Annotated in this window: 28 protein-coding genes; 13 read left to right on the top strand and 15 right to left on the bottom strand. The window is 65.0% G+C overall.

Translation table 11 applies throughout. The features are described 5' to 3' along the window. Positions 1 to 150 precede the first annotated feature (150 nt). Positions 151 to 1,128 (bottom strand): SDR family NAD(P)-dependent oxidoreductase, encoded by a 978-nt coding sequence (locus tag C8D78_RS16855; RefSeq protein ID WP_120955015.1) that lies wholly within the window; start codon positions 1,126 to 1,128, stop codon positions 151 to 153. Positions 1,129 to 1,201: 73 nt separating this feature from the next. Here C8D78_RS16855 and C8D78_RS16850 point away from each other — a divergent pair, with 73 nt between their 5' ends. After that, positions 1,202 to 2,146 (top strand): AraC family transcriptional regulator, encoded by a 945-nt coding sequence (locus tag C8D78_RS16850; RefSeq protein ID WP_208641995.1) that lies wholly within the window; start codon positions 1,202 to 1,204, stop codon positions 2,144 to 2,146. 682 nt (positions 2,147 to 2,828) lie between these two features. Here C8D78_RS16850 and C8D78_RS16845 read toward each other — a convergent pair. Next, entirely contained in the window at positions 2,829 to 3,263 is a 435-nt protein-coding gene (locus tag C8D78_RS16845) for an SRPBCC family protein (RefSeq protein ID WP_120955013.1), read from the bottom strand. A gap of 531 nt (positions 3,264 to 3,794) precedes the next feature. Here C8D78_RS16845 and C8D78_RS16840 point away from each other — a divergent pair. From C8D78_RS16840 to C8D78_RS16825, 4 genes are all read left to right on the top strand, one after another. Further along, on the top strand, positions 3,795 to 4,115 hold the full coding sequence (locus C8D78_RS16840) for an ArsR/SmtB family transcription factor (protein ID WP_120955012.1): 321 nt from the start codon (positions 3,795 to 3,797) through the stop codon (positions 4,113 to 4,115). Next, a complete protein-coding gene (locus C8D78_RS16835) occupies positions 4,115 to 5,092 on the top strand; it encodes a TIGR03086 family metal-binding protein (RefSeq protein WP_120955011.1) in 978 nt (325 codons plus the stop codon). The genes C8D78_RS16840 and C8D78_RS16835 overlap by 1 nt, the downstream gene beginning before the upstream one ends. A gap of 32 nt (positions 5,093 to 5,124) precedes the next feature. Further along, positions 5,125 to 5,562: an SRPBCC family protein gene (locus tag C8D78_RS16830; protein WP_120955010.1), complete on the top strand. Its 438-nt coding sequence runs from the start codon at positions 5,125 to 5,127 to the stop codon at positions 5,560 to 5,562. Positions 5,563 to 5,690: 128 nt separating this feature from the next. Continuing rightward, positions 5,691 to 6,017 carry a YciI family protein gene (locus C8D78_RS16825; RefSeq protein WP_167467940.1) on the top strand — a complete coding sequence of 109 codons (327 nt, stop codon included), beginning with the start codon at positions 5,691 to 5,693 and terminating at the stop codon, positions 6,015 to 6,017. Between the two features lie 221 nt (positions 6,018 to 6,238). Here C8D78_RS16825 and C8D78_RS16820 read toward each other — a convergent pair whose 3' ends face one another. The 3 genes from C8D78_RS16820 to C8D78_RS16810 are packed head-to-tail and all read right to left on the bottom strand — an operon-like array spanning position 6,239 to position 9,692. Beyond that, the gene (locus C8D78_RS16820) at positions 6,239 to 7,300 is read right to left on the bottom strand and encodes an NAD-dependent epimerase/dehydratase family protein (protein WP_120955008.1); all 1,062 of its coding nucleotides are present in this window, start codon (positions 7,298 to 7,300) and stop codon (positions 6,239 to 6,241) included. Then, positions 7,297 to 8,178, bottom strand: coding sequence for an MTAP family purine nucleoside phosphorylase (locus C8D78_RS16815; protein ID WP_120955007.1), 882 nt, complete (start codon positions 8,176 to 8,178; stop codon positions 7,297 to 7,299). The genes C8D78_RS16820 and C8D78_RS16815 overlap by 4 nt, the downstream gene beginning before the upstream one ends. 50 nt (positions 8,179 to 8,228) lie before the next feature. Then, the gene (locus tag C8D78_RS16810; protein ID WP_167467939.1) at positions 8,229 to 9,692 is read right to left on the bottom strand and encodes a glycosyltransferase family 87 protein; all 1,464 of its coding nucleotides are present in this window, start codon (positions 9,690 to 9,692) and stop codon (positions 8,229 to 8,231) included. A gap of 111 nt (positions 9,693 to 9,803) precedes the next feature. Between C8D78_RS16810 and C8D78_RS16805 the strand changes: the two genes are divergently transcribed. Then, positions 9,804 to 10,976 carry a molybdopterin-dependent oxidoreductase gene (locus C8D78_RS16805; protein WP_120955005.1) on the top strand — a complete coding sequence of 391 codons (1,173 nt, stop codon included), beginning with the start codon at positions 9,804 to 9,806 and terminating at the stop codon, positions 10,974 to 10,976. After that, positions 10,973 to 11,473: a hypothetical protein gene (locus tag C8D78_RS16800; RefSeq protein WP_120955004.1), complete on the top strand. Its 501-nt coding sequence runs from the start codon at positions 10,973 to 10,975 to the stop codon at positions 11,471 to 11,473. Before C8D78_RS16805 ends, C8D78_RS16800 begins: the two co-directional genes overlap by 4 nt. Here the strand turns inward: C8D78_RS16800 and C8D78_RS16795 are convergent. The 8 genes from C8D78_RS16795 to C8D78_RS16760 all read right to left on the bottom strand — a co-directional run bounded on the left by C8D78_RS16795 (position 11,413) and on the right by C8D78_RS16760 (position 17,514). After that, positions 11,413 to 12,117, bottom strand: coding sequence for a class I SAM-dependent methyltransferase (locus C8D78_RS16795; protein WP_120955003.1), 705 nt, complete (start codon positions 12,115 to 12,117; stop codon positions 11,413 to 11,415). The genes C8D78_RS16800 and C8D78_RS16795 overlap by 61 nt on opposite strands. Beyond that, positions 12,117 to 12,785: a TIGR04282 family arsenosugar biosynthesis glycosyltransferase gene (locus C8D78_RS16790; protein WP_244208456.1), complete on the bottom strand. Its 669-nt coding sequence runs from the start codon at positions 12,783 to 12,785 to the stop codon at positions 12,117 to 12,119. Before C8D78_RS16790 ends, C8D78_RS16795 begins: the two co-directional genes overlap by 1 nt. 8 nt (positions 12,786 to 12,793) lie before the next feature. After that, positions 12,794 to 13,510 (bottom strand): glycosyltransferase family 2 protein, encoded by a 717-nt coding sequence (locus C8D78_RS16785; RefSeq protein WP_208641996.1) that lies wholly within the window; start codon positions 13,508 to 13,510, stop codon positions 12,794 to 12,796. Positions 13,511 to 13,666: 156 nt separating this feature from the next. After that, positions 13,667 to 14,344 (bottom strand): hypothetical protein, encoded by a 678-nt coding sequence (locus C8D78_RS16780; RefSeq protein WP_120955001.1) that lies wholly within the window; start codon positions 14,342 to 14,344, stop codon positions 13,667 to 13,669. A 683-nt stretch (positions 14,345 to 15,027) separates the two neighbouring features. Beyond that, on the bottom strand, positions 15,028 to 15,375 hold the full coding sequence (locus tag C8D78_RS16775; RefSeq protein WP_244208455.1) for a DUF6510 family protein: 348 nt from the start codon (positions 15,373 to 15,375) through the stop codon (positions 15,028 to 15,030). Further along, positions 15,372 to 16,109 carry an FAD-binding oxidoreductase gene (locus tag C8D78_RS16770; RefSeq protein WP_120955000.1) on the bottom strand — a complete coding sequence of 246 codons (738 nt, stop codon included), beginning with the start codon at positions 16,107 to 16,109 and terminating at the stop codon, positions 15,372 to 15,374. Before C8D78_RS16770 ends, C8D78_RS16775 begins: the two co-directional genes overlap by 4 nt. A gap of 10 nt (positions 16,110 to 16,119) precedes the next feature. Continuing rightward, a complete protein-coding gene (locus C8D78_RS16765; protein ID WP_482762624.1) occupies positions 16,120 to 16,623 on the bottom strand; it encodes a molybdopterin-dependent oxidoreductase in 504 nt (167 codons plus the stop codon). 294 nt (positions 16,624 to 16,917) lie between these two features. Beyond that, entirely contained in the window at positions 16,918 to 17,514 is a 597-nt protein-coding gene (locus C8D78_RS16760) for a CGNR zinc finger domain-containing protein (RefSeq protein WP_120954998.1), read from the bottom strand. A 104-nt stretch (positions 17,515 to 17,618) separates the two neighbouring features. On the opposite strand from C8D78_RS16760, the gene C8D78_RS16755 reads away from it, so the two are divergent. From C8D78_RS16755 to C8D78_RS16735, 5 genes are read left to right on the top strand one after another with little or no spacing between them, the layout of a single operon-like run. Continuing rightward, positions 17,619 to 18,488, top strand: a complete 870-nt coding sequence (locus C8D78_RS16755; protein WP_120954997.1) for an alpha/beta fold hydrolase — start codon at positions 17,619 to 17,621, stop codon at positions 18,486 to 18,488. Between the two features lie 15 nt (positions 18,489 to 18,503). Further along, positions 18,504 to 19,436, top strand: a complete 933-nt coding sequence (locus C8D78_RS16750) for a pyridoxamine 5'-phosphate oxidase family protein (RefSeq protein ID WP_244208454.1) — start codon at positions 18,504 to 18,506, stop codon at positions 19,434 to 19,436. A 12-nt stretch (positions 19,437 to 19,448) separates the two neighbouring features. After that, positions 19,449 to 19,736 carry a DUF1348 family protein gene (locus C8D78_RS16745; RefSeq protein ID WP_120954996.1) on the top strand — a complete coding sequence of 96 codons (288 nt, stop codon included), beginning with the start codon at positions 19,449 to 19,451 and terminating at the stop codon, positions 19,734 to 19,736. Between the two features lie 5 nt (positions 19,737 to 19,741). Beyond that, a complete protein-coding gene (locus tag C8D78_RS16740) occupies positions 19,742 to 20,398 on the top strand; it encodes a DNA-3-methyladenine glycosylase family protein (protein WP_147429630.1) in 657 nt (218 codons plus the stop codon). Next, positions 20,395 to 20,808, top strand: coding sequence for a nuclear transport factor 2-like protein (locus C8D78_RS16735; RefSeq protein ID WP_120954994.1), 414 nt, complete (start codon positions 20,395 to 20,397; stop codon positions 20,806 to 20,808). Before C8D78_RS16740 ends, C8D78_RS16735 begins: the two co-directional genes overlap by 4 nt. Before the next feature lie 600 nt (positions 20,809 to 21,408). Here C8D78_RS16735 and C8D78_RS19995 read toward each other — a convergent pair. Together C8D78_RS19995 and C8D78_RS19990 are read right to left on the bottom strand one after the other, a co-directional pair. Then, the gene (locus C8D78_RS19995) at positions 21,409 to 21,552 is read right to left on the bottom strand and encodes a hypothetical protein (protein WP_244208453.1); all 144 of its coding nucleotides are present in this window, start codon (positions 21,550 to 21,552) and stop codon (positions 21,409 to 21,411) included. Next, positions 21,553 to 21,699: a hypothetical protein gene (locus C8D78_RS19990; RefSeq protein ID WP_244208452.1), complete on the bottom strand. Its 147-nt coding sequence runs from the start codon at positions 21,697 to 21,699 to the stop codon at positions 21,553 to 21,555. It abuts the gene before it with no gap. Positions 21,700 to 22,757: 1,058 nt separating this feature from the next. On the opposite strand from C8D78_RS19990, the gene C8D78_RS16720 reads away from it, so the two are divergent. Then, a complete protein-coding gene (locus C8D78_RS16720) occupies positions 22,758 to 24,146 on the top strand; it encodes an FAD-binding oxidoreductase (RefSeq protein ID WP_120954992.1) in 1,389 nt (462 codons plus the stop codon). Positions 24,147 to 24,208 lie beyond the last annotated feature (62 nt).

Below are 24,208 nucleotides of genomic sequence, written 5' to 3'. Positions count from 1 at the left end.
TTCCAGTATCTGTATCGGATTTTGTCAGTGTCAGACGTCGGTGGCCCCTGAGCTCTGAACGAATACGGTCGTTTCCGGCGTGAACGGTCGGCCTTCGGGGGCTGGGGAGCCCCCGATGCTTGTGCACGCGCGACCGATGAAGTAGGGCCGTCAGGCGAGCAGCTGCTCGCTGAGGTCCCAGAGCCGGTGCGCGTCTTCGGGGTTGAGCATGGCCGAGTTCGCGTCGGCCGGGATGCTGTCCGGGGTTAGTGGTCGCTCTTCGTCGTCGAGCACGGCCACGTCGCTGTCTTTGAGATACGCGCCGCCGATGCCGTCGAGCAGCGGGCTGGCTGCACCGAACACGAGGGTGGCGGCGCCCTGCTCGATGGTCTTCTTTCCAGCGTCGGGGTCAATGATCGCGTCACCCTGCTCGTCGACGAGGCCCTGCGCGCGGAGGGAATCGAGGCGCTGGGGGGAGTGCGGGCCGGCTCCGATGATGACCCCGGGGTGCGCGGCGAATGCGCGGATGCCGTCCTCGGCGAACCGTCGGTCCAGTTCGACGGTGAAGAGGACGTTGGCGCGCTTGGATTGCGCGTAGGCAGCCACGGGGTTGTAGTCGGTGGCGAAGCCGAGGTCGTCCCAGTGGATGTCGCCGAACCGGGCCGCGCCCGAGGTCACGTTGACGACGCGAGCACCGTGCGCCGCGCGCAGTGCCGGGAGGAGCGCCCGGGTGAGCTGGAAGTGACCGAGATGGGAGGTCGAGAACGCCAGTTCGTGGCCACGGGCGTCAAGGCGCAGCTCCGGGCCGAACAAGACCGCGGCGTTGTTGACCAGGATGTGCAGCGAGCGTCCGGAGTCGAGCCAGCGCCCGGCAAAGGCGTCGATCGACTCGGGGTCTGTGAGGTCGAGCTGCTCGACGCGAACGCCGTCGATCCCGTCGACCGATTCGGCCGCGCGCTCGGTGTCGCGTGATGCGACCGTCACGGAAGCGCCGGCGGCGGCGAGAGCGCGGGTGACCTCCCTGCCGAGCCGGCTGTGCCCGCCGGTGACGATCGCCTCACACCCGCTCAGATCGACGCCCTCGAGGATGTCAGCGGCGGTGGAAGCGGCGGTGAATGGAGTGTGCAGAGGAGTCTGTTCCGATGTCATGAGTTCAGTGTCATCCACGGCGCGCGGACGCGGAATAGTTGTCAGTGCGCTTTTTATGCGTCAGAGTACAGAGGTGCCGATTAGTGCGGAATCCGATGCCCTGTCCGATGTGTTCGAGCAGGTGGAGGTCCGAGGCATGATGACGGGCGGGTTCGCGGTTCGCGGTCCCTGGGCCTCACGCGCCGCAGTGTCCAGGCCATTGAAGCTAATCGCACTGGTCGCCGGATCGGCACGCATCAGCGTCGACGGGCCAGACGGTCCCGACGGCCCGTTCGAACTGACTCCTGGCGATGTCATACTTCTGAATCACCGCACCTCCTTGGAAGTTCGCGGCGGCAAGGGCGACGGCCCGACAGCGGAGCCCATTCCCGAGGCGAGCTTCGATTCGATGGCGCTGGCCGCAGCCGACCTGTCAACGGATGACGTAGTGATTGGTGGGTGGATTCAGGTCAACCCAACAGGGCAAGCGTTGTTCAGCGCAGCGCTGCCCGGCGTCGTCCACATCCGCGCTCAAACACCAGCGGCATCCCGCCTGGCCGGCCTCGTCGCGCAACTCTTCAAAGAAGCCTCCAGCGGACGCCTCGGGTCTGCGTTCGCCATTCGACAAAACGGACAGCTGATCCTCCTCGAAGTGCTCCGTGCCTACCTCGAACAAGAGGAGCCGCCCGTCGGATGGCTCCGACTGCTCACCGACGAACAACTCGCGCCGGCGCTTCGACTCATGCACGAACAGCCCGGCAGGACATGGGAGCTTGCCGAACTCGCCCGCGCCGCCGGCATGTCGCGGACCAGCTTCGCTGAACGGTTCCGGACGGTCTCAGGCACGCCGCCCCTTGCGTACCTGTCGCGCTGGCGAATGGTGCTCGCGCAACGAGCGCTCCGCAACCGCGACGTGCGCATTGGAACACTCGCGGCCGAACTCGGCTACGGATCAGAGAGTGCATTTAGCAACGCGTTCAAGCGCGAGATCGGCCAGTCCCCGCTGCACTACCGACGACAGCTCCTCGCGGCAGGTTAGGCACCCCGGGCTACCTGTTGATCCCACAGCCGTTAGAGAACCCCCATCGGGACGTTATGACAGTGCAGCCCCTCGCAAAGCCCTGCCGTAGGTGGAGGGATGATTTCGAGTTGCGGCCGAAACTGCAAAGTGACGACGGGTAACTCTCGCCTAGCGAAGTATCCCGCGTACGGCAGCACGATAACAGTGTCCAGGCCGCTCTCCCATGCGGGGATTAGGTCTGATAGGTTCCTACGCTCTGCATCGCTGGGAGGAATCGGGCTCAGAACGTTATGCCAATAATTGAAAGCATCGCTATCCAGGCCGTCCCGGTCGTACTCAGTGGTCCAAAGGGGCGGTATGAGCGGATGAAGTTCCTGCCCCGGCCGCAAAACGCATGAGCTCCTGGGTGGGGTGCTTCATCCGGTCCGGCTCCTGAATGTTGTACCTGTCCCATGCCCGATCCCAAGCGATGTGCCAGCGATCAGCCCACTCTTCACTGCTGGCAGACACTGGCATTTCGGACGCTCCGGGGTTCGGGGCTGGGATGAGTGCCGGAATATCGACGTCCGGCGCAATTGACCAGCAGTGCCGAGCGAACAGCAGTAGATTCAGCGACAAGGGATGATCATCTACTGAGATCACCATGTCAGCCCGGGGTCCAGGGCCCCGGGAGGATGACGGCGAGCAGTGGTTGCTTTGGCTATGCCGCTTCGAGAACGCTCTTGAGGTTGGTCAGTTGGGCGACCTCGGTCTGCATCGTGCGGGCGATCATCGGCCCTGCGATCTTCATCAGTCCTTTGGGTTGCAGGTCCAGGGTGAACCGGACCTTCGTTCCACCGGGCGCCGCGCTGAGGTGATACTCGCCGGAGGGCCGGGCCGGACCGGCTACCACCTGGAAGCACAGGCGCTGTCCCGGGTCGGCGGTTGTGATTTCGTAGTCCCCGGCGATAGGCCGGCCGCCGGGGCCAGTGAGGGTCTGGCTATAGACGGTGCCCAAGGCCCCGGGTGATCCGCTCTTCAGGGTGATGTGTTGAATTCCTGAACGCCATTTGGGGTTGTTCAGTCCGTCCGCGAGGAACGCGTAGACGTCCTCCGGTGAACGGCTTATGGTCGTCTCGTTCTCGGCGTGAGCCATGGCTTCCCTTCAATGGTTCCCTGTGACCGCCGATTTCGGCGCTTGATGATGTCCACACTGTACGTCGGGCCGCTGCTTGCGGCGACAACGCCCGGCGCGCGGTCCAACGGTGATGCCCGGGACTGACTGCCGCTAGCGGCCTATCGAACGCTACGGATGAGAAGGGACCGCCGCGAATTTCCCCCTCCCTCCAAAAGAAGTTGCGGCCAGTTGCATCAGGAAGGGATAGCGGCCGGTGGGGAGGGCTGCCTTCTGTGCGTTTCCCGCCGTCCGGGTCAATGGCGGCGGCCTGGTCCAGTGCGGCATCCGTGACATTTTCAGTCCAAGGAAGAACGGTGAAGCAGGGTCAAGGGCCGCCCCGCCGCAACGCGTTTCGGGGCCCCGCCGGCGCGCCTCCAGCCCTGCTCAGAGTCGGCCCGCCAAGCGCATTGAGAGCAGTACCAGGCGGCGTCAGGGCGCCGGCGCCCGTTTACCGAGAGAGTCAGGGGAGACCGCTTGCACTATACGTTAGTGGCGACTAACGTATTAGTTGTGCCTGATCTTCTGGAAGTTGCTGCGGAGCCGAACAGGCGGGCACTGCTTCGGCTCCTGGCTGAGGGGGAGAGGACCGTGACGGAGCTGTCCGGGCATTTCGCGGTCAGCCGGTCGGCAATTTCCCAGCATCTGCTGCTGCTGTCCGAAGTGGGGCTGGTGTCGGCCCGGAAGGACGGCAGGAACAGGTACTACAGCCTGGACGCGGCAGGAATGGTCCGGCTGCGTGAAGAATTTGACTCTTTCTGGACCAACGAACTGGATCTGCTGGTGGCTGACGCCGGCCGGCTCCACCCACCCACATCGCAAGGGAAAATCTGATGTCATTCAACAAAACTGTCTTCCTCCCGGTCGATCCGGACGCGGCCTTCGCGCTCATCACCGAGCCCGAGAGGCTCCGCCGCTGGAAAACCGTGGCGGCCAGGGTGGACCTGCGCGTCGGGGGTGACTACCGCTGGACCATCACCCCCGGGCATGCGGCGAGGGGGACTTTCACGGAAATCGAGCCCGGAAAGCGAGTCGTCTACACCTGGGGCTGGGAAGGTGACGCCCAGTTACCGCCCGGTGCCTCCACCGTGACCGTGAACCTGGAAGCTGTCGACGGCGGAACGACCGTCCAGCTGATCCACGAAGGGCTGACAACGGAGCAGGAAGTCGGCCACGCCGAGGGCTGGAACCACTTCCTGGAGCGCCTCGTGCTGCTGGCCACGACCGGCGATGCCGGCCCCGACGAATGGTCGGCAGCACCGGACCCCATCGACGAACTCGCCAGCGCCGAAGCCTCCCTCGCGGTGGCCCAACGCGTCCTGCAGGGACTCAAGGACTCGGACATGGTAGCCCGCACGCCCTGCGAGGACTTCACCGTTGACGGTCTGCTGGACCATCTCTTCGGATCGATTGCATCGATCGGCACGGCGCTTGGCGTTACCGTTCCCGACAGGCCGACGGCGTCGCCGGAAGTCCGGATCGCCGAGGCCTCGCAGGTCACCCTGGAGGCCTTCCGTGCCCGCGGTTTGGAAGGAGGCCTGGACATGGGCTTCGCGGAGCTTCCCGCGACGCTGGTCGCGAACATCCTGAACCTGGAACTGCTGGTGCATGCCTGGGACTTTGCCACGGCCACCGGGCAGGAACTCGCGGTCTCGCCAGTACTCTCGGACTACGTGCTGGGCCTCGCCCGGAACACCATCAGTCCCCAGATGCGCGGGGCCAGCTTCGCGGAGGAGACGCTGGTCGATGAGTCGGCGGCGAGCATGGAGCGTCTCATCGCGTTCACGGGCCGCGAAGTCGCCGGGATCTGATGCTCCGCCTTCGCCAGCAGAAGGAAAAGACAATGGTTGACGTACTGACAGAGATTGTCATCCACCGGCCGCGCGGGGTTGTGGCCAGCTATGCCTCCAACCCTGAGAATGCCCCCGAGTGGTATACGAACATCAAGGCGGTCGACTGGGAAACCGCACCGCCCCTGACGGTCGGATCCCGGGTGGCTTTCCGGGCTCACTTCCTGGGCCGGGACCTGGACTACGTTTACGAATTCACCGAGCTGGACCCGGGCGCGAGGCTGGTCATGCAGACAGCCCAGGGCCCGTTCCCCATGCAGACCACCTACACCTGGGCGGACGCAGACGACTCCTCTACCCGCATGGCACTGCGCAACACCGGCAAGCCAGCGGGATTCTCCGCCGTCGTGAACCTCGTCATGGCCCCGATGATGCGCCGGGCGATGCAGAAAGACCTCGCCAAGCTGAAACAGATCCTGGAGGCCGCCTGACTGCCATGCGTGCGCGCACTACACGGCCCGCCCCGAGGAAGCCCTGCCCGGTATGATTCGCGCCGGCAGGCAGGCCGAAGCCCAGCGCCAGGCCTTACGAACAGCGAACAACGATGAAAGGACATGTCATGAGCAAGTTCATCTATCTCTACAAGGGTCCGGCCACACCGATGGACCAGTTCACCAAGGAACAGTCTGAGGCACAGATGGCCGCCTGGGGCGCCTGGATGGAGAAGACAGGCCCAGCCCTGCTCGAGGCGGGTGCGCCGTTCGCGCCATCCCGTACCGCTTTGGTAGACGACGGCACCGTGGCGGAAGCCTCGGACCTCAATGGCTACTCGATCGTGGAAGCAGAAAGCCTCGCGGGGGCCAGGGCACTGGCTGACGGCCACCCGTTCCTGTCCGACGGGAACGGAAAGTTCACCTTGGAGATTTTCGAGCTCGGGGAGATGTAGTCTCACAGCCGACCTGCCCCGCCGTCCGGGACGAATGCGGGAACCGCCGTCCCCGACGGCGCCCAGGGGAAGCCCCACGCTGGATCCGGGATCGGACCCCTCAATTGCGGCTTGGTGGATCCACCGCTAATGGCGCCGCACTGACAGCCTCACAGAGTCTGAAAGTGCGTCGTCATTCGAGGTTGGGCCCATGAGGCGGCGTATCGCGACACAGGTCCTTGTCAGCCGGGTTCGCCGCGCAGGGGAGCTGTGGCGAATTCACGCATGCCTGATTCAAAGCCAATGGTCGGTTCCCAGCCCAGTTCGGCCTTGATCCGCTCCGAGGACGCGGTGATGTGGCGAACGTCCCCCAGCCTGTATTCGCCGGTCACGATCGGGGCCGGTCCGGCGCTGAAAATACTCAGCGCCGTGGCAACATCGCCTATGGTGTGCACTTCGGAGGCGCCGACGTTGTAGGCCCTGAATGCGGCAGCGCCGCCCGCCGACAGCGTCTCGGCGGCGACGATGTTCGCGGTGGCGACGTCCCTGACGTGTATGAAGCTGCGCCGCTGGGCGCCGTCTTCGAAGACCCGGGGCGCCTTACCGCGGGCCAGGGCGGAGCGGAACAGCGACGCGACGCCGGCGTAGGGTGTGTCGCGGGGCATCCGGGGACCGTAGACGTTGTGGTAACGCAGGGCGATCGCTGCGCCACCGGTGCTGCGTGCCCACGCGGCGGCGAGATGCTCCTGGCTGACCTTTGATGCCGCATAGACATTCCGCGGATCCAGAGGAGCGTCCTCGGTGACCATGGCCGGATGAAGGATCGCGCCGGACACCGGGTTACGGGGGTCGTAGATCCCGGTGCGCAGATCGGCCTCGGCGCGCGGTCCTGGTCTGACCGCCACGCCGGTTTCAGAGTCGGTGTAGGCCCCCTCGCCGTAGACCACCATCGAGGAAGCAAGGACCAACCGGGGGATGCCTTGACGTTCCATGGCGGCGAGCAGGACCGCGGTGGCGTAGTCGTTGTTTCGGATGTAGTCCGGCGCGTCAGCGAAGCTGATGCCGAGCCCGACCTTCGCGGCCTGGTGGCAGACGGTGTCGATCCCCTCGAGTGCACGGTCCGCCGTGTCCGGGTCCGTGAGATCGCCAGTCAGCAGCTCCACCCGCGGGTCAAGGGCCGGCGGCCCCGGGTGGAGGCCCGGGTCCAGGGAGTCCAGGACCCGGACAGACCATCCCCGGGCGAGGGCGGCGTCGACGATATGCGAACCGATGAACCCGGCACCGCCGGTGACGAGGAGCCTCACCGGGCGGATACGGACTCGCGTGCGGCCGGGAGTGCCATGATCCTGGCGACGGCGGTTCGATCCATCAGCGGGCGGGGGGCGTAGTCCTCGCTGATCGCCGCGATGGTGTCCTCAAGCACGGCGAGGATGCCGCGCTGGGCCTCCTTCAGCCGGGCAAAGACGGCCTCGGCGGTCACCGGTTCCGATCCGTCGTGACCGGTGTCCGAATCCGTGATGAAGGCCAGATTGGCAAAGCCCATGTTCAACTCTGCGGCCAGCACGGGTTCGGGGTATTGGGTCATGCTGATGATGTCGGCACCGCCGCTGACGTACCACTGCGACTCGGCCTTCGTGGAAAAACGGGGTCCGTTGATCACCACCACCGTTCCTTGCGGGGCGTAGGGGAGACCGCGTGCCGCTAGCGCTGCCTCCAGATGCGAACGCAGCGTCGGGCAGAACGGTTCCGAGGCCGGCAGATGCTGAACGCCGGCCGGGGGGACGCCGTCGGTCACCGTGCCGTCGTAGAAGGTATCGGCGCGTCCCCAGGTGCGGTCGATCAACTGGTCGGTCACGACGAAGGTCTCAGGACCAAAGCCTTCCCGCAGCCCGCCCACCGCCGAGGAGGAAAGCACTGCCTGGACGCCGAGGCTCTTGAGCGCCCAGAGGTTGGCCCGGTAGTTGATCTTCTGGGGCGGGAGCGAGTGGTCGCTGGCGTGACGGGGAAGGAACGCCACGGTTCGCCCGCCCACGTCGGCCAGCGTCACAGGACCCGACGGCGGCCCGTAGGGGGTCCGGACGTCGAGGGTCGCGCGCACAGTTGCCCCGGCGAGCTGGTAGGTGCCCGAACCGCCGATGATGCCGATGCGGGCGTGGTCCGTCCCGGGAATTGGTGTGTCCATGATGTAATCCTGCCATTCCTCGGAGTCTGTACGTGACGGTCCTGTGCCGGTCACCGGGCTGCGGGGTCCGGTGCCCCGGTCGTGAGTCCGGTGACGGCAGCCAGCCGCAGCTCGTCGCGGCGCCGCAGCCAGGTACCTCCGGCGATGGCCGCGGCGGCCAGGAGCAGGGCGCTCTGGTTAAGTGGCTCGCTCCAGGGGCCGGCCGGGACCATGTAGATGACGTCCAGGGCGAGGATCACCCCCACGTACTCCCACCGCCGGCTCAGAACGATGAACGGCAGCAGCATGAGCCCGTACCAGGGGTAGTTGGGGCTGACAATGAGCAAGGTCAGCCCGATCATGACGGTCTGCTGTTCCCAGACGCTCCCCGCACGGGTGCGCCGCAGCACCGCCAGAGCGACGACGGCCAGGGCCGCGGCGCTGAGCACCGGCGGCCAGGGGCCGGCGGAGACAAGCTGTGCCAGACCGAATCGGATGCCGCCGCTCTGGCTGTAATTCTCCTCCTTGAGGTAGCCGGGCAAAAAGCCCAGGACACCGGCCCCGGCGATCGCCACGTAGGGAACGTAGAGCAGCACGAATGTGGCCAGCGCCGCTGTGATGAACCTGGCCGGGCGCCGCCACAGCAGCGCGGGGGCGGCAACTACCGGAATGAGCTTCGTTGCGACCGCGGCACCGAAGGCTGCCCCCGAGCGGATCGGTTTGCCGCCCAGAAGCAGCATCCCGGCGGCAAGGATCAATGCTCCGCCCAGCACATCGACGTGCGCGTTGTTGACCGCTTCGAGCTGCACGAACGGGCTCCACCCCCACACGGCAGCCAGGTACGGCGGTGATCCGCGGCTGGCCAGCGAGCGGAGCAGCATCAAGGCAACCGCTACGCTGATCAGCAGGCCGCCCAGCTGCAGCGGCAGATATCCGACCGTGTCCGGAACGGTGGCGCGGACGCCCAGAAAGTACAGTTCGGCCGTGGGCGGGTAGATCGTGGGAACGTGTGGGCGGTTGATTGCCGTGCACAGCGGGTCCCCGGAAGGATAGCCGGATGCGGCGACGGATTCCGTCCCGAACAGGTCCCTGGCACACACGGGCTTGCCGTCGGGGCCCGTGGAACCCGGGGCGAACAGCCAGCCGGGACGAAGCCTGCTGAGCGTTTCATCGATGGGCACATACGAGTAGGGGGAGATTCCCGCTTTTTGAACGATGCCGTCCCACGCATACCGGGCCGAATCGTTGCTGGTCCGGGGCGGGGCGCTCACGGCAACGAGGCCGAGCAGGACCGTTCCGGCGATGATGACGGCCCCCACTTGACGCCGCGGAACGTGCCGCAGCAGGCCGACGGCGGCAATGAGGGTCAGCCATGAGAGGCAGGTTGCGATAATCTGCGCCGTTTCGAGCGGGTTTCCGGGGACCACCATCCACCACAGCAGGGCCGCACCTGTGATGAACACGAGCGGAAGGAGCACGAAGACCTTCATGCTGCTGCCGGTTGTCCGGATGGGTTCTGTTGCAATGACGCTCACTCTCCGATCCTGCCCCATATCTGACGCCGCACTTGCATCCGACAGGAGGTTTTCCGCGAATCGTAAGGTCTGGCGGCACCCTGCGACCCGAATTGATGATGTGATCTACCTATGGAAAAGCTCACCAACGCGCTGGCCGCCAGGTTCGCCTCGCCCACGCGCAGTACCCGGCTCACCGTGGTCCTGGGGCGCTGGCTGGGGCTTAGCTTCACTATCTGTTTCCTGACCGGGCTCTTCAGCCACGGGCTGCAGGAGCCGCCGTCGTGGATGTTCTTCCCCACCAGCCCCGTCTGGATCTATCAGCTGACGCAGGGAATCCACGTCACCACGGGCATCGCTGCCATTCCGTTGCTGCTGGCCAAATTGTGGTCGGTCTATCCGGAGCTGCTGAAATGGCCGCCGGTCAAGTCCGTGGCGCACGGCTTGGAGCGGGCATCCATTGCGTTGTTCATCGCCTCTTCGCTGCTGCAGCTGACGACGGGCCTGATTAACACCTATAAGTGGTATCCGTGGCCTTTCCCCTTCCGTCAAACCCACTACTGGCTGGCCTGGGTGATCTGGGGGTCGCTGCTGCTCCATATCGCCGTGAAACTTCCTTTGATCATCGAGCATTGGCGTACCCGGTCCGGGACCGCCGCCGGCGCCTCTGCACCGGTGACTGACGACGGCGGGGCACCCCAGGAGCCTGGCCGCTGGTCCAGACGCGCTTTCCTGGCCGCCGTCGGCGTCACCACGGGCGCCGTCGTGCTCACGACGGCCGGGCAGTCCTTTTCCTGGCTGGACCCGTTCAACCTTTTTGCACCGCGGAAGATGGGAACCGGCCCGCAGGCCGTTCCGGTGAACCGCACCGCCGCCGATGCCAAGGTCGCCGACCTGGCCGGGGCAAAGGACTGGACGCTCACGGTGAGCTATCAGGACACCAACCGCAGCCTGAGCCTCGCGGAGCTCCTGGCCCTGCCCCAGTATGAGCACGAACTTCCCATCGCCTGTGTTGAGGGCTGGAGCCAGACGGCCATCTGGCGGGGCGTGCGTATCCGGGACCTGGTCGCCTTTGTCGGCGCGCCGCCGTCCTCCTCCCTCCGGGTCACAAGCCTCGAACCGGAGGGCGCGTACCGGACGATGGACATGCCCGCAACGTACGCACAGGACGAACGGACCCTGGTGGCCCTGGAACTGAACGGACAGACGCTCGATCTGGACCATGGGTATCCGGCGCGCATCATCGCCCCCGGACGCCCCGGCGTCCTGCAAACAAAGTGGCTGAACACTGTGGAGGTCCTGTGAAACCCGAGATGCCGACGAAAGCCGAAAAAACCGCCGGGGCCGGAAACGCCGTGAAGATCTTGAGAATCGTCCTAGGCGCCGCGGGTGCGGCGTTGATCGGCTACGGGCTCCTGGGCCTGCCGACCCAGCTTGGACCCCCGCAGCTGCTCGGGCTCCTGGTGTGGATGGCGGTGGCCGTCCTTTTGCACGACGGCGTCATCGTGCCGGTCTCCACCGTGGCCGGTGGGGGCCTCACCCGGCTGGGGTCGGGGCTGCGCCCGGCGTCTGCCGCCGTCCTACGCGGCGCCCTGATGACCGGGGTCGTGGTGACCGTGATCGCGGGGATTTTGTTGAAGGCGCAGTCTGTGGCCCGCAATACCAGTGCCCTGGAAGGGGACTATGCCGCCCACCTGCTCTGGTTCTGGGTGGTTCTGGCCGGCCTGGCCGCCGTCCTTGCCTACGGGATCGAACGGACCGGCCCCGGCCGGGGCGAGAGGGAGCAAAAAACGCGGCCTTGAAACCGCCGGATGGCTGTGACGGACCAGCCGCCGGCCTGCGCCCGGGATACCAGGCCGGCCGTGCCCGTCCGAGCCCAGGCGAACGCCTCGCTTCGGTTCCCGTGCTGGTCTTCGAGCACGGCCGAGTAGGCGGTGTCGATGTGTTCGTCGGCTTCGACTTCGACCAGCAATGTCCCGGTCAGGGCGATGAGCTGCCGGCAGCGGCCTAACAGGGCGCCGACGTTTCCCCCGATTCCGATGTTGCCGTCGAGCAGGATGACGGACTGCCAATGGCCCGACTGCGGAACCGGGGCGAATATGGACTGTTCGAGGGCGCGGGCACCCCGGTCGCGCGCCAGGCCGACCGCTCCGGCGCTGGTGTCGATGCCCAGGGCGGCCAGGCCGAGCGTCCGGGCGGCGGCCAGGAGCCGTCCCGGCCCGCACCCAACGTCGAGGACCGGGCCCCGAAGGCTCTGCAGCAGCGACAGCTCCGCCGTGCTGGCGTCCTCGCACCAGTTGCGGACATCAAACGTCACCGGCTCGTCCGGATCGTGTCCGCTTTCCGGACGGAGGGTGAGGGTTCCGGTCCCGGTCAGCAGGGCACGCGCGTAGGGCTCGCTTTCGCCCTGGCCGAAAGAGGCGGCCGGCGCCTCAGCGGTGGGCATCACAGCAGGGCCTGCGCTTCTTGCCGGGGGCGCTTCACCCAGGCGGCTGTTTGGGCCACCGCTTCGGCGAAGGCGCTGCCCGGAATCTCGGCCGCGATCTGCAGGGCGTCACTGAAGTGGTCCATGTCGCGCAGTTCCGGAAGAATTCCGACTGTGAGCCCGGCCGCTGTGAGCCGGGCGAGCTGTCGGGCCCCGGTGCTCGCCGTTGACATAGGCACGCCCCGGATCAGGTTACCGTCCGGCCGGCGCAGCGCCAGTGCCCAGAATCCGCCATCGGTTGCCGGGCCGATCCAGGCCTCGTGCCGGGCGTGCGTGGTGGACCAGTCATCGAGCAGCGGCGCCAGATGGTCCGGGGAGAATTGCGGGGTGTCCATGCCGATAATGAGCAGTGGACCGCTGACGGCGTCGCAGATGGCGGCCAGCCGCTCATCCAGGCCTCCGGATGCCTGCGGCAGAACCGTGAATCCGGCGGCGTTCTGCGCGGTGGGCGTGCCGTCGATCACCAGCAGCTGGCGGCCGGCCGGGAGGCTGCGCACCGAATCCAGGGTGCGGCTGAGGCTCAATTGCGCCAATTGAGCCGCGCCTTCGGGCGGCAGCGGCGGACTGAGCCGGGTCTTGACCCGTCCCGGCACGCACTCTTTGGCGATTACTGCCACTGTCAAGTCCATGCTTATCCTCATATACGTTCTTCGCGGCGGCCGGTCATCCGGACCGGTCCCGATGGCAGCAACGATTTTGCCGCCCTGAGCTGGGCAGACATGTCTTTCACCGCGGTAACCGTTCCGCGGATGGTCCCGGTGACTTTCGATTTGCCGGTCCGCGGGGCATACGGCACGGGGATCTCCGCAATCCGCCAACTGCGAAGGCTCGCCTTGAGGAACATTTCCAGGGGGTAGCCGCTGCGCCGGTCCGCCAGGTCCAGGGAAACCAGCGCTTCGCGGCGTGCTGCCCGCATCGGTCCAAGATCGGTCACGTGTTCCCCGGTCAAGCGGCGGATCCGCGAGGCCAGCACGCGGTTGGCGATGCGGGCGTGCAGGGGCCACGAGCCGGGTTCCGGCTGGCGGCTTCCCAGCACCAGATCCGCGCTTCCGTCCATTACGAGGGCGAGGAGCGCCGGGAGCCGCGCCGGATCCAGTGAACCGTCGCAGTCACAGAAGGCCACGAATTCCGCCGTCGCCGCGAGCAGCCCGGCATGGGCGGCCGCCCCGAAACCCCGCTGGTCCTCCCGGACCACGGTCGCCCCCAGGCTCTGCGCTAGCTCGCCGGACCCGTCCGTGGAACCGTTGTCCACGACGATGGCCCGGTACCCGTCCGGCAGACGGGACAGAACCCAGGGCAGGGCGCCCCGTTCGTTCAGGCACGGCAGCACCACATCAACCATGGATCCGGTCATTTCAAACACCCTTCAAGGCTACGGATCCGGCAGCGCCGCTGCGCCCCGAAATCCTTACGGTATGCGGACGGAAAAGTGCCGCGGACCCCCAAGGGAGGAGCCGCGGCACTTCCCGCCGGTGCAGAACAATCCATCCGGCAGGTTATTTCGGAGGAGTTACTTGGTGTTGACGGTGATCTTTGCGATGCCAACGAGCATGTCGGCCTTCACGGCGTCGGTCTTGAAGGTCTTGTTCAGCAGGCCTGCGGCGGTGTCCGAGACCAGGACGCGGGTGCCTTCAAGGATGGCGGTGTCCCCGGCCTTTGCCAGCGGCTTCAGGGTGGAGCCGTCCAGGTTGAAGATGTAGGCCTGCTTGGCGGCAACCGTACCGTTGACCGCAACGTCGCCGTAGAGCTTGGAGGTGCCCGGGTCGATGGTGAAGTTGGTCAGGTCAACCTTGGTGTCCCCGGAAGTCAGGGAGAAACCGGATCCTGCGTGGTTGATCAGACCCTGGACGTAGGGGCGGTAGTCCTTGGCGGGGTCGTAGTAGTCGACCTTGCCGCCGGTGATCGGGAAGACCAGGGACCCGTCGGTCAGCTTCGCGGTGCCGATCACGCCAGGGGTGAGCTTCAGGGTCTTCAAAGCCGCGGCGAAGGAGGCGTCCAACTTCACCGCGGTGGACACCCCGGTCAGGGCCGGGATGGAGGCCAGCGGCTTGGGCATCTCGGCCGCAGCCGAAGCGGATGAGGAGGCCGGCGTGCTGGAGGCATTGCTGGCCGGGCCGCACGCTGCGAGGGAGAACATGAGGGAACCGGCAGCCGCGACGCCCAGGAAAGTCTTGATTGATGTACGCATGGGAGTACTCCTATAACTTGTGGATCGGTGTGGGCCAGCCCTCCCGACCGTGGATCGGGTAGTGCATTCTTGGCGGGGGGCCGGAGGTTGTCTGTCAGGAGTACTTCGACATCGACCACCCCTCTGGATGGGTGTGTCTGGGAATGATGCCATTCCGTTACATGAAGCACGCCCGTCGGGGCCATGCATCGCCTCAGCGCCCCCAAGGCAGCAGGAGTCCCTCCCGGCCGCACGTCCACGCGAACGGCCCCATCTGACCGGAAACAAGCTTCGTGGCGATCGCGCATCCTTAGACGCGCGATCGAAGAATGTCCATCACATCTGGCGCGTCCGGGGCTGCCCCCGAAAAGTCTGGCAACCCGACTCACCGCGGGGACCTCGGCCTGACAGCGGCCGGTCTCGCCGGCCTGATCCTCCATTGCGCTTCGATGTTCTTCGAACCGCTCGTCAGCGTCCTTCCGAGGACCACGGCCGTGATCACCCAGATCAACGAGATAGGCCGGCTGCTGCGGGTGCGACGAGCCGAGGGTGTGCACCCTCCGCCGCACGCGTCCCCGGCCGCGCCCGGGCCGGGCATCTCCTGGAAGACGCGGGGCGAGGGGCCCGATGCGAATCATCAGCAGAGGCCCCTGCTGCCCCGCTATCTCAGGACGACTGCAGGGAAGCCTTCCAAGAGGTACGCGCTAGCGCTCCCGATCGATCTGCAGATAACTCAGTCCGCTGACATCGAGCCAGAATTTGGTGGGGGTCTCTACGAGTCGCAGCAGGACGCCCCCGCAGGAACTGCAGCGCACAACGATTCCCGGGGCGTCGGCATAGACCGCTGCTTCCCCGAAGACCCTGACAGCGCCACAGTTCTTGCATCGACCGATCGCTGCAACGATGTCAATGCGGAACACTTCCCACAGCGGTCCCGCCGCCGCGTTCCCGTCAAGATGAGGTATTGGATTGCCTGCCGTTCCGGCGATGTCCTGGTCCTCGAGGCGCGGGTCCTCAGGACCAGGGGAAGCCGAGCCGTTGTTACCACTCACCGGATTCCTCCCGTTCCGCCGAAGCGTTCCGTTTTGATCGAGGCGGCCGGATAGCCCGCCCCCACCAGCCATTCGGTGACCGTTTCGACAAATACTGTCTGACCACAGATGAAGACGTCGGGGGCAGTGTCCGCCGGTAGGATGCTTGCCAGCAGCGTTTCAGCGGTGAGCCGTTTCGGAGTCGTGGGCCAGCCCTCGGGCACCTTGCGTGTGTAGAAATAGTCGACGGCGAGCTTGGGAGATTCCTGGCCCAAAGTGAGCAGTTCCTCCCGATAAAACCCCGACTCCGGGGATTTGAGCGAGTACAGCAACCGGAACTGTGAAGGATTCTCGGAGGCCTCATGGGCGCGGATCATGGACATGAGCGGGACGATGCCGGATCCTCCGGCGATCAACTGAACCGGGTTCGGGTCCGTCGGCCGCCAGACGAACCAGCCGCCGACGGGGCCGCGGATCTCCAACTGGTCTCCGACCATCAGATCTCTGACCAGATAGGGGGAGACCTCTCCGCTGGCCAATTCGTCGACCGTGATTTCCAGGATTTCGTCCATGCCGGCTGTTGCCACGGAGTAGGACCGAACTGCGGTGTAGCCGTCGTCCGCCGTGAGCCGGATATCGATGTGTTGGCCGGCAAGATTGCCGTTCAGACCGTCCACGCGCAACCCGATGGTTCGGGATGATTCCGTTTCGGGAACCCCGCTGACGACATCGGCGACACGCCACAGGGTGCTCATGGTGCCGGCCTCATGAGTAGCGCTCCTCGCGCCACGGGTCGCCGTAGATGTGGTACCCGTTGGATTCCCAGAATCCGGGAACATCGTGCGGCATTAGTTCGAGGCCATTGATCCACTTTGCACTCTTCCAGAAGTACAAGTGGGGTATCAGCAGGCGCGCAGGTCCGCCGTGGGCCCGTTCCAGAGGTTCGCCGTCGAATTCCCAGGCCACCCATGCCTGGCCGTCGAGAAGGTCCTGCAGCGGGACGTTGGTCGTATAGCCGCCGTAGGAGTGGGCCGTCGTGAACTCCGACGTTGTCTCCACATCCTCGAACAAGGTGTCCAGGGACACCCCGCGCCAGGAGGTGCCCAGCTTGGACCAACTGGTCACGCAGTGAATGTCCGAGCGGATATCAACCTGCGGCAGCGCCATAAGATCATCCCAGGACCAGGTGCGGCGCTGCCCCGTCTCGGTTGTAATGAAGAATTCCCAGTCCGCCGGGGAGACATACGGTGCCGGGCCTGCTGTCAGCACGGGAAAGCTTCCCGTCTCGTATTGCCCGGGGGGTAGCGCGGGATTGCCTGTCCGCCTTTTTCCATGAAATCCAGACGAGATGATTCCCATCATGTACCTCCGATGCGGAGCTCCGCCGGTCAGCTTTGATCGGTTCCCCAACGATAGGGCAACGGCAGGGCAGGGTCCAGACTGCGAACACTCCCGGTCCCGTCAGAAGCCTCCGCGAAACCCGCCCATCAAGAATCAAGGTGACGAAGCACGTCCTTGGAGACGAGTCGCAGCCGGTGTCGTCCACACCCGGGGTGTCGATGGTTACTCCTGCGGGGTGGTCTGGCGAATGCGCTGATAGTGGCGTGCGGCGCGGGCACGATTCCCGCAGGCGATCGAGCACCACTCACGGCGGTGGTGGGTCTTAACGAAGTAGAGGACACAGCCGGGGGCCTGGCACGCACGAAGTCGATCTGCGTCCGGGCCGCCGAACAGGTTGACGGCTTCGGTTGCGATTCCAGCTAGAGCGGCGGGCACGGCGGACGTCGCAGTGCTGGTTCGACGGAACGCGTTGTTTTGGATTTGTAGCTGCGGAATAGGCAGACGCCTGGCGGCAGTGTTGAGAACATCGACCGCCCGAGAGGCGTCTGTCATGTGGGAGACCGCGGTGGGACGAGTGTCCTCGGTTTGGATGGCGGCGAGCAGCCGGAGGGAGTCACGGAGTGCCCGGGCTTCTGCCAGCTCATTGGATGTGGCGGAGGCAGTTCCCTCGTCGACGCCAACGGCCTCCATCCAAGCTTCGAGGCCGGACGCCGTCTCGAGGTCATCGTGGAGGCCGTCAGTGTCGGCCCAGATCGTTCCCATCAAGCGGACAGAGACGGGTTCCTGCGGGAGGACCCACGTACGCGCTGGTCTAGTCATGCCACCAACTTATCACGGGTAATTCGTATTGCATCCGTTAGGCGGATGTGATAGAACTTCTAACGTATCAATCATGTATTACCCGTTAGGCATGAGGAGTCATTATGACTGTGAGGTACCGTTCGGCCGACGTTGACGGCCACAACGTGTTCTACCGGGAGGCCGGGGAGCCTGGCGCGCCCAAGATCGTGCTGTTCGGCGGGTTCTCGTCGTCCTCCCACCAGTGGCGGGATCTCATCCCTGGCCTCGCCGCCCGTGGCTTCCACGTCGTCTCTCCGGACTATCCCGGTTTCGGAAACACCACGTCCCCGGCCGGATTCGACTACACCTTCGAGAACCTGTCCGAGGTGATCGAGAAGTGGCTGATCCAGATCGGATTCACTTCCTTCGGCCTCTACCACCAGGACTACGGCGGACCGATCGGCAACCGCATCGTCGGCCGTCACCCCGAGTGGCTGCAGTGGCAGATCGTGCAGAACAGCAACGCCTATGACGAGGGCTTCACCGAAGCCTGGGACGGCATCCGGTTCAAGCTCTGGACGGACCGCAACACCGAGACCGAGGACGCGCTGCGCCCCTTCCTGACCACCGAGGGCGTCAAGTCCATCTACCTCGGCGGCCACCCCGACCCGGAGCTCATCTCCCCAGACAACTGGACCGTGGACGTGGCGTTCCTGGACCTGCCCGGTCGCCGGGATGTTCAGCTCGACCTGCTGGAGGACTACAAGACCAACCCGCCCCTGTACCCGACGTGGCAAAAGGCGCTGCGCGACAACCAGCCGCGCACGATCATCTTCTGGGGCCAAGGTGACGTGTTCTTCACCCCCGCGGGAGGAGAGGCTTACCTGCGCGATCTGCCCGACGCCGAACTGCACCGCCTCGACGCCGGCCACTTCGCCGTTGAGGACCACGTCGAGTACATCGCCGACAACATCACCCGCTTCTTCCACGAACGCGTCGAGCAGTCGGCGTAACGGCAAGAGAATCAGATGAACATGCAGGACAGTCAGCTCACCGACTGGGGATTCCACGACGGTGAGTTGACCGTGCAGCAACGGGCGGGTGTTCGGGCGGATGCCGAACGTCTGACAGGGATGCTCGCACCCGTCGGGCTGCGCGGCGGAGTTGTCGGGTTCCTGGCCGACCGAACCTTCGCGGTCATCACCGCACGAGATGATGCCGGGAGCCTGTGGAGCTCACCCCTGATCGGGGAACCCGGGTTCCTGACGGTGACCTCCCCGACGACACTGCGCATCCGAACGAACGTGGCAGAAGGTGATCCGCTGGACGCGGCACCCGCCGGTCAACCTGTGGCCTTGGTGGTGATGGAATTCCCGGCCCGGCGCCGCTTGCGCATCAACGGCACCCTCACCGGCTCCGACAATGACGGCTTGACCGTGGAGGTTGAACAGGCGTACGGCAACTGCCCGCAATACATCCAACAACGCATCCTTGCCCCTATCCTGGGGAGTCGACCGGACTTGGAAGAGCCGCGCAGCGATGTAGAACTCTCGGGAGAGGATGCTGCCCAGATCAAAGCGGCCGACACCTTCTTCCTCGGCACCACCCATCCGACGCGCGGAAAGGACGCCTCACACCGCGGCGGACCTGCTGGGTTCGTCCGCCTGGAAAGCAACGACGTCTGGTGGCCGGACTACCCCGGCAACAATATGTTCAACAGCTTCGGGAACCTCACTATCGACCCCACGGCAGCGCTCCTGTTCGTGGACTTTGACAGCGGCCGGACACTGCAACTGTCCGGGTCCGCCAGCATCGAGTGGGATCACCGCGGTGAAGCCGGTGATGACGGGCACACCGGGCGTCGAGCCCGCTTCCACACCGAACGCCTCGTGGCCGGTCACCTGCCCGGCATCAGGCAAACCGAACACCGCTCCTATCCTCGCAACCCCGCAATCACCTGAAAGCAGAATCAGATGACCGAGACACGCCCACCGCTCCCACCGTTCGGGATGAACACCGCGCTGCAAAGGGTGCGGGCCGCCGAGGATGCATGGAACACCCGTGACCCGGAAGAGGTCGCCCTCGCCCACAAACCCGATTCGGTGCGGCGGAACCGCGACACCTTCGTGACCGGTCGGGTACTCGAGTTCCCGGCGCGGAACTGGGAGAAGGAGCAGGATCATGCGCTCCGCAAAGGGCTCTGGAATTTCCGCGGCAACCGCATCGCCGTCCGATTCCAGTACGAGTGGCACGACAGGTGACCACTATGACTGGCACAGACGGAAACGAGAAGCGGGTGGCCGCGTATATCGCCCTCGCCGCCAACGACCCGGTGCTGGCGGCGATGATCGAAACCCACGGCACCCCGGACCCCTTCGTGTGGAACGACGGAGGACGCACCGGCACCAGCAACTTCGCCGCAATGATGCTCCACATCATCGGCCAGCAAATCTCCATCACCGTCGCCTATACCCTTTACGACCGGATCGCCACCGCCACCGGTGGAATCCCCGACCCGGACACCGTCATCGCACTCGGTCCCGGCCGGCTCAGAGGCTTCGGGCTTTCCAATGCCAAAGCCCGCTACATCTTCGACCTCGCAGGCCGGGTGCGATCAGGGCAACTCGAGATCCAGCACATGGACGACCTCAGCGACGCAGAAGCAGTCACAGCCCTGACCGCCGTCACCGGGGTTGGCCTTTGGTCGGCGGAAATGTTCCTGATCCACCAGTTGCATCGGCAGGACATCCTGCCTGCCGGCGACATCGGCGTTCGCCGTGCAATCGCCCGCGCTTGGACCCTCAACGAGATACCGACCATTGACCAGGTTCGTCAGCGGGGACAAGGATGGGCACCGGGCCGCAGCTACGCCACCGCATTGCTCTGGCGCTCACTCACCATAACCGAAGGAACCCCAGCATGACCGACATCCCCACTGATGACTACAACGGAGCCACCCGCGTCGAATACCTCCTCGGCGCCCCCCTCCACGAGAACGCCGTCCGCCAATGGCCGCAGATGCGCGAAATCGTCCGAGGCCGCCAACTCATCGCAGACGTCGAAGGCAACTTCCCCGAACTCACCCTGGAAATCGGCCGGCGCCACCGACTGGGCACCACCACCATCGTCGTCGAATGGACCTGCAACTACGGCGACGGACGCCTCTACCGCAACGTCACCATTGGAGAACTCGTCGACGGCACAGTCACCCACATCACCGACTACTGGGGGGAACCGGTCGAGACCCCGGACTGGCGGAAGGGTATGACCGATCGGCTCGAAATGCCGGCAGATGGCGTCTGGAAAGACGCAGCCCACCTCGGCCGACACTGACTCGACAGGATCACCGGCAACCACGCCAGGTCCTTCCGCTGCTGGAGGGAGTTTAGGTCGAGACGGTCGCCCGCCCAGATGAGGGCCTCGCCGTCGATCACGCACCCGGGCGGGACCTGCTTCGCAAGGGCAGCAGCCAGGTCAGGGAACCACCGAGTCACGTCTTTGCCCTGACAGGACCACAGCCTCACGCCCGTCTCCGCGACTACGGCCGATACCCGAAAGACGTCCTATTCGGGTTCGTACCAGGAGCCGCCGGGAAACAGGTCCGGGCCGGGGACACGGTTCACGGGGTTGGCCATGGTCACGGAAGGCACGCGAAGGTCCGCCGGCCGGAGCCCTGACATGGCGGGCCGGGGAGATCAGTAGGGGCTCGAGAAAACCGGGACCTGGGCGGCCCCCCGAGTATCAGTGTCGCGTACCTCTGTCGCCGTCGCGGCGCCGGAGTCTGAGAAGACCACATGATGGGTTTGAGCGGTCGCCGTTTCGTCTGTCGCGCGAAAGGCCAGCGCTTCGGTCGTGGTCGTCATAGCCATCATTTGTACGGCATGACCGGCCGAAGCTGCCAGTCGACGCGCCCTTCCGTGTGCCGCTGAGCATCTACGTCCGCGGCATAAGGGTGAAGAACGACTTCGCATCGTCGGAGCCGAGAAGGTCGCGGTGGAAGGAGATGGCATCGACCGGGAAGGAGTTCACGAACAGGACGGCCACTGACGCGGAATGCACGACGGTGTACCGGGTCACTTATTCGAGCCATGACATCAGTCCGGTGTAGTGCTCAACGAGGAGTCCGTCGCCCAGGAGGCCGCGTTTCGCGAGTAACTCCTCGACTGCCGGCCACTGCCAATCCATGAGCTCATTGATCGCTGCTTCCACTGTTGGAGTGCTCATACCTCGATGGTGGCACCGGCTATCGACAATCAGAGGAACTCGCGCCGCGCGTGTCGTCATCCCGGCCGATCCATGCCTCAGCCCTGCTGCACTTTGATCCTTCGGCGGTCTTCCCGGGACGACCCGACGGCCCACCGGTACAACCTTCATGGCCGGAAGCGCTTGGAGCTGCATGACCCGCGCAACCGGGGGAGCGCGCTCGTGGCTGGTCCTGATCCGTCAATACGCAGCGTGATCGGCGGGACAAACGACACGGACAAGCCTCCTGATGCAGACCAATTAGTTCCGCAATTCGGTGACCCAGCGCGGCGTGTCGCTATGGCGCAACAAGGATCAGCGCACGTTGACCAGGCCAGCGGCTATGAGATCCGGGTGAGCGAAACCATGGGAGAGGGGCATCGTGATTCTCCTGATGAGACACGTGGTCCAACATGACGAAACATCGTCTATTAGCGGGATCTTCCTGCGATCGAAGGAGCTAGCGTGGGGCTTCGTCCTGATCCCGAAGCTGGCAAATTTGGGGTGGGTACAAAGTACACACTTTGGGCGTCGGACTCCGTCGTATGTGGGTCGGATCGGCCCGGATTCGTTATGTTTCCGGGTGAGCCCAGTGTTTGCGGAGGAGGGAATGCAGTTCGAGTCCCACCTCGGGCACGTGTTTTCCCTGTTCAGGGGCTTGTGAGCCGCTGAATGTGTACAAATCTCCTCTTATGGGCCCCTGCGGGGGCCCATTTTTGTTGGTTGCGACTCGTCTGGCGGCTCCTTCTCGTGGCGTGGAGAGCAGTGTGGCTGCATACTCCTTCATGACCGGAGGCGGTTGGAACTGCATGACCTGCTGAGAGCAAATCCTCGTGGTCAGCCCTGTCGGCAGCCGGAGCTCCTAGAATCTCTCGATATGTCCTCGATGTTGTCCTCGAGCATCGGGTTGGGACCGGGCGAACCGATCACTGCGCGAGCCCAATACCGATCACCGCCTCGGCGAGACCGGCGCCAAGTATCGGGCCATTGACATCTCCAGCCGACGGGCACAATATCGCCTCAACGATTGGGGGTTCACGATGCCTGAAGAACCAGACGGCAACGTTTGGGGAGCCCACGATGCGGACGTAACTCGGCGGCTCGCCGCCAGCTTCCGTGGAGAACTGCTGACCCCGGGTGATAGAGGCTATGGCAGGACCCGCCGCGTATTCAACGGCATGATCGATCGTAGGCCGTCGGTGATACTGCGGTGTTCTGGGGTGGCCGACGTGATGCAGGGTGTGCGCGTCGCGCGCGAGCAGGAATGGCCCGTTTCCATCCGTGGTGGGGGACACGGCGTGGCTGGCAACGCGGTGTGTGACGGCGGCCTGATGCTCGACTTGTCCGGTATGAAAGGTATGCACGTCGACCCTGTCCGGCGCATGGCCCAGGGACAGACAGGACTGTTGTTGGGCGAATTTGACCATGAGACCCAGGCGTTTGGGCTAGCCACGACGCTAGGGGTCGTCTCCTTGACCGGCATTGCCGGACTTACACTTGGCGGCGGACTCGGGTGGCTCAACGGAAAATACGGGCTGGCTTGTGACAATGTGCTTGCCGCCGACGTTGTTACCGCCGACGGCGAGTTCCTTACCGCGGACGCTTCCGAGAACGAGGACCTCTACTGGGCATTGCGCGGGGGCGGCGGGAATTTCGGGGTAGTGACTGCCCTGACTTATCAGTTGCACCCTGTGACAACCGTTCTCGCCGGCGGACTGACCTTTCCGGCAGAACAGGCTCATGATGCACTGCGCTTCTACCATCAGTTCGCGAGCGGGGCGCCGGACGAGTTGTCCATGGGTGGCTCTGTGTCCCGCGACCCCGAGGGTCACGTCACCGTCTCTATCACCGCATGCTACTGCGGCCCACTGGACGAAGGGGAGAGGGTTCTCAGCCCGTTGCGAGGCTTCGGGCGGCCGTTGGGAGGAGAAATCGTGCCGCTTCCGTACGAGGCACTCCAGTGCGGAGCGGACGTCAGTTTTCCCCGCGGCCGCCAACACTACTGGAAGTCCAGCTACCTCCGTGATCTCACGGACGAAGCGATCGACGTACTGCTGGACTTCGCGGCGACGATCCCGTCGCCCTTTACCGGGATCGGGCTGCAGCAGATGACCGGTGTGGCCAGCCGGGTGGATCCACGGGCTACCGCGTTCGCCCACCGCGACCGCCAGTATGATTTCCTGATCCTGTCCCAGTGGGAGGATCCAGTCGATTCTGACCGCAACATCGAATGGACCCGCCGCTTCTTCGAAGCGATGAGCCCGCACCTCAAAGAAGCGGTGTACGTGAACAACCTCGGAGACCAGGAACACGACCGGGTTCGGGCCGCATACGGTGTCAATTACGACCAGCTGGCCGCCGTAAAGGCACGCTATGATCCCGAGAACATCTTCCGCCTGAACCACAACATTGCCCCGGCGGTCCGATAGCCGCGAGCCAGGAACTTCAGTGACCGGTGCCTGACAAGCCTGTCGGTGCTCTGTGCTTAGCC

This window comes from Arthrobacter oryzae (assembly GCF_003634095.1).
GTDB lineage: Bacteria > Actinomycetota > Actinomycetes > Actinomycetales > Micrococcaceae > Arthrobacter > Arthrobacter oryzae.
This window is presented reverse-complemented; position numbering and strand designations above follow the sequence as displayed.

Bases quoted from the DNA above. Each gene is read 5' to 3' on its own strand.
- C8D78_RS16780 (WP_120955001.1), bottom strand. From the start codon at position 14,344: ATGCGTACATCAATCAAGACTTTCCTGGGCGTCGCGGCTGCCGGTTCC.
- C8D78_RS16815 (WP_120955007.1), bottom strand. From the start codon at position 8,178: ATGGACACACCAATTCCCGGGACGGACCACGCCCGCATCGGCATCATC.
- C8D78_RS16845 (WP_120955013.1), bottom strand. From the start codon at position 3,263: ATGGCTCACGCCGAGAACGAGACGACCATAAGCCGTTCACCGGAGGAC.
- C8D78_RS16785 (WP_208641996.1), bottom strand. From the start codon at position 13,510: ATGACCGGATCCATGGTTGATGTGGTGCTGCCGTGCCTGAACGAACGG.
- C8D78_RS16770 (WP_120955000.1), bottom strand. From the start codon at position 16,109: ATGAGCACCCTGTGGCGTGTCGCCGATGTCGTCAGCGGGGTTCCCGAA.
- C8D78_RS16790 (WP_244208456.1), bottom strand. From the start codon at position 12,785: ATGGACTTGACAGTGGCAGTAATCGCCAAAGAGTGCGTGCCGGGACGG.
- C8D78_RS16750 (WP_244208454.1), top strand. From the start codon at position 18,504: ATGAACATGCAGGACAGTCAGCTCACCGACTGGGGATTCCACGACGGT.
- C8D78_RS16795 (WP_120955003.1), bottom strand. From the start codon at position 12,117: ATGCCCACCGCTGAGGCGCCGGCCGCCTCTTTCGGCCAGGGCGAAAGC.
- C8D78_RS16720 (WP_120954992.1), top strand. From the start codon at position 22,758: ATGCCTGAAGAACCAGACGGCAACGTTTGGGGAGCCCACGATGCGGAC.
- C8D78_RS16745 (WP_120954996.1), top strand. From the start codon at position 19,449: ATGACCGAGACACGCCCACCGCTCCCACCGTTCGGGATGAACACCGCG.
- C8D78_RS16835 (WP_120955011.1), top strand. From the start codon at position 4,115: ATGTCATTCAACAAAACTGTCTTCCTCCCGGTCGATCCGGACGCGGCC.
- C8D78_RS16855 (WP_120955015.1), bottom strand. From the start codon at position 1,128: ATGACATCGGAACAGACTCCTCTGCACACTCCATTCACCGCCGCTTCC.
- C8D78_RS16740 (WP_147429630.1), top strand. From the start codon at position 19,742: ATGACTGGCACAGACGGAAACGAGAAGCGGGTGGCCGCGTATATCGCC.
- C8D78_RS16830 (WP_120955010.1), top strand. From the start codon at position 5,125: ATGGTTGACGTACTGACAGAGATTGTCATCCACCGGCCGCGCGGGGTT.
- C8D78_RS16760 (WP_120954998.1), bottom strand. From the start codon at position 17,514: ATGACTAGACCAGCGCGTACGTGGGTCCTCCCGCAGGAACCCGTCTCT.
- C8D78_RS16825 (WP_167467940.1), top strand. From the start codon at position 5,691: ATGAGCAAGTTCATCTATCTCTACAAGGGTCCGGCCACACCGATGGAC.
- C8D78_RS16735 (WP_120954994.1), top strand. From the start codon at position 20,395: ATGACCGACATCCCCACTGATGACTACAACGGAGCCACCCGCGTCGAA.
- C8D78_RS19990 (WP_244208452.1), bottom strand. From the start codon at position 21,699: ATGAGCACTCCAACAGTGGAAGCAGCGATCAATGAGCTCATGGATTGG.
- C8D78_RS16805 (WP_120955005.1), top strand. From the start codon at position 9,804: ATGGAAAAGCTCACCAACGCGCTGGCCGCCAGGTTCGCCTCGCCCACG.
- C8D78_RS16755 (WP_120954997.1), top strand. From the start codon at position 17,619: ATGACTGTGAGGTACCGTTCGGCCGACGTTGACGGCCACAACGTGTTC.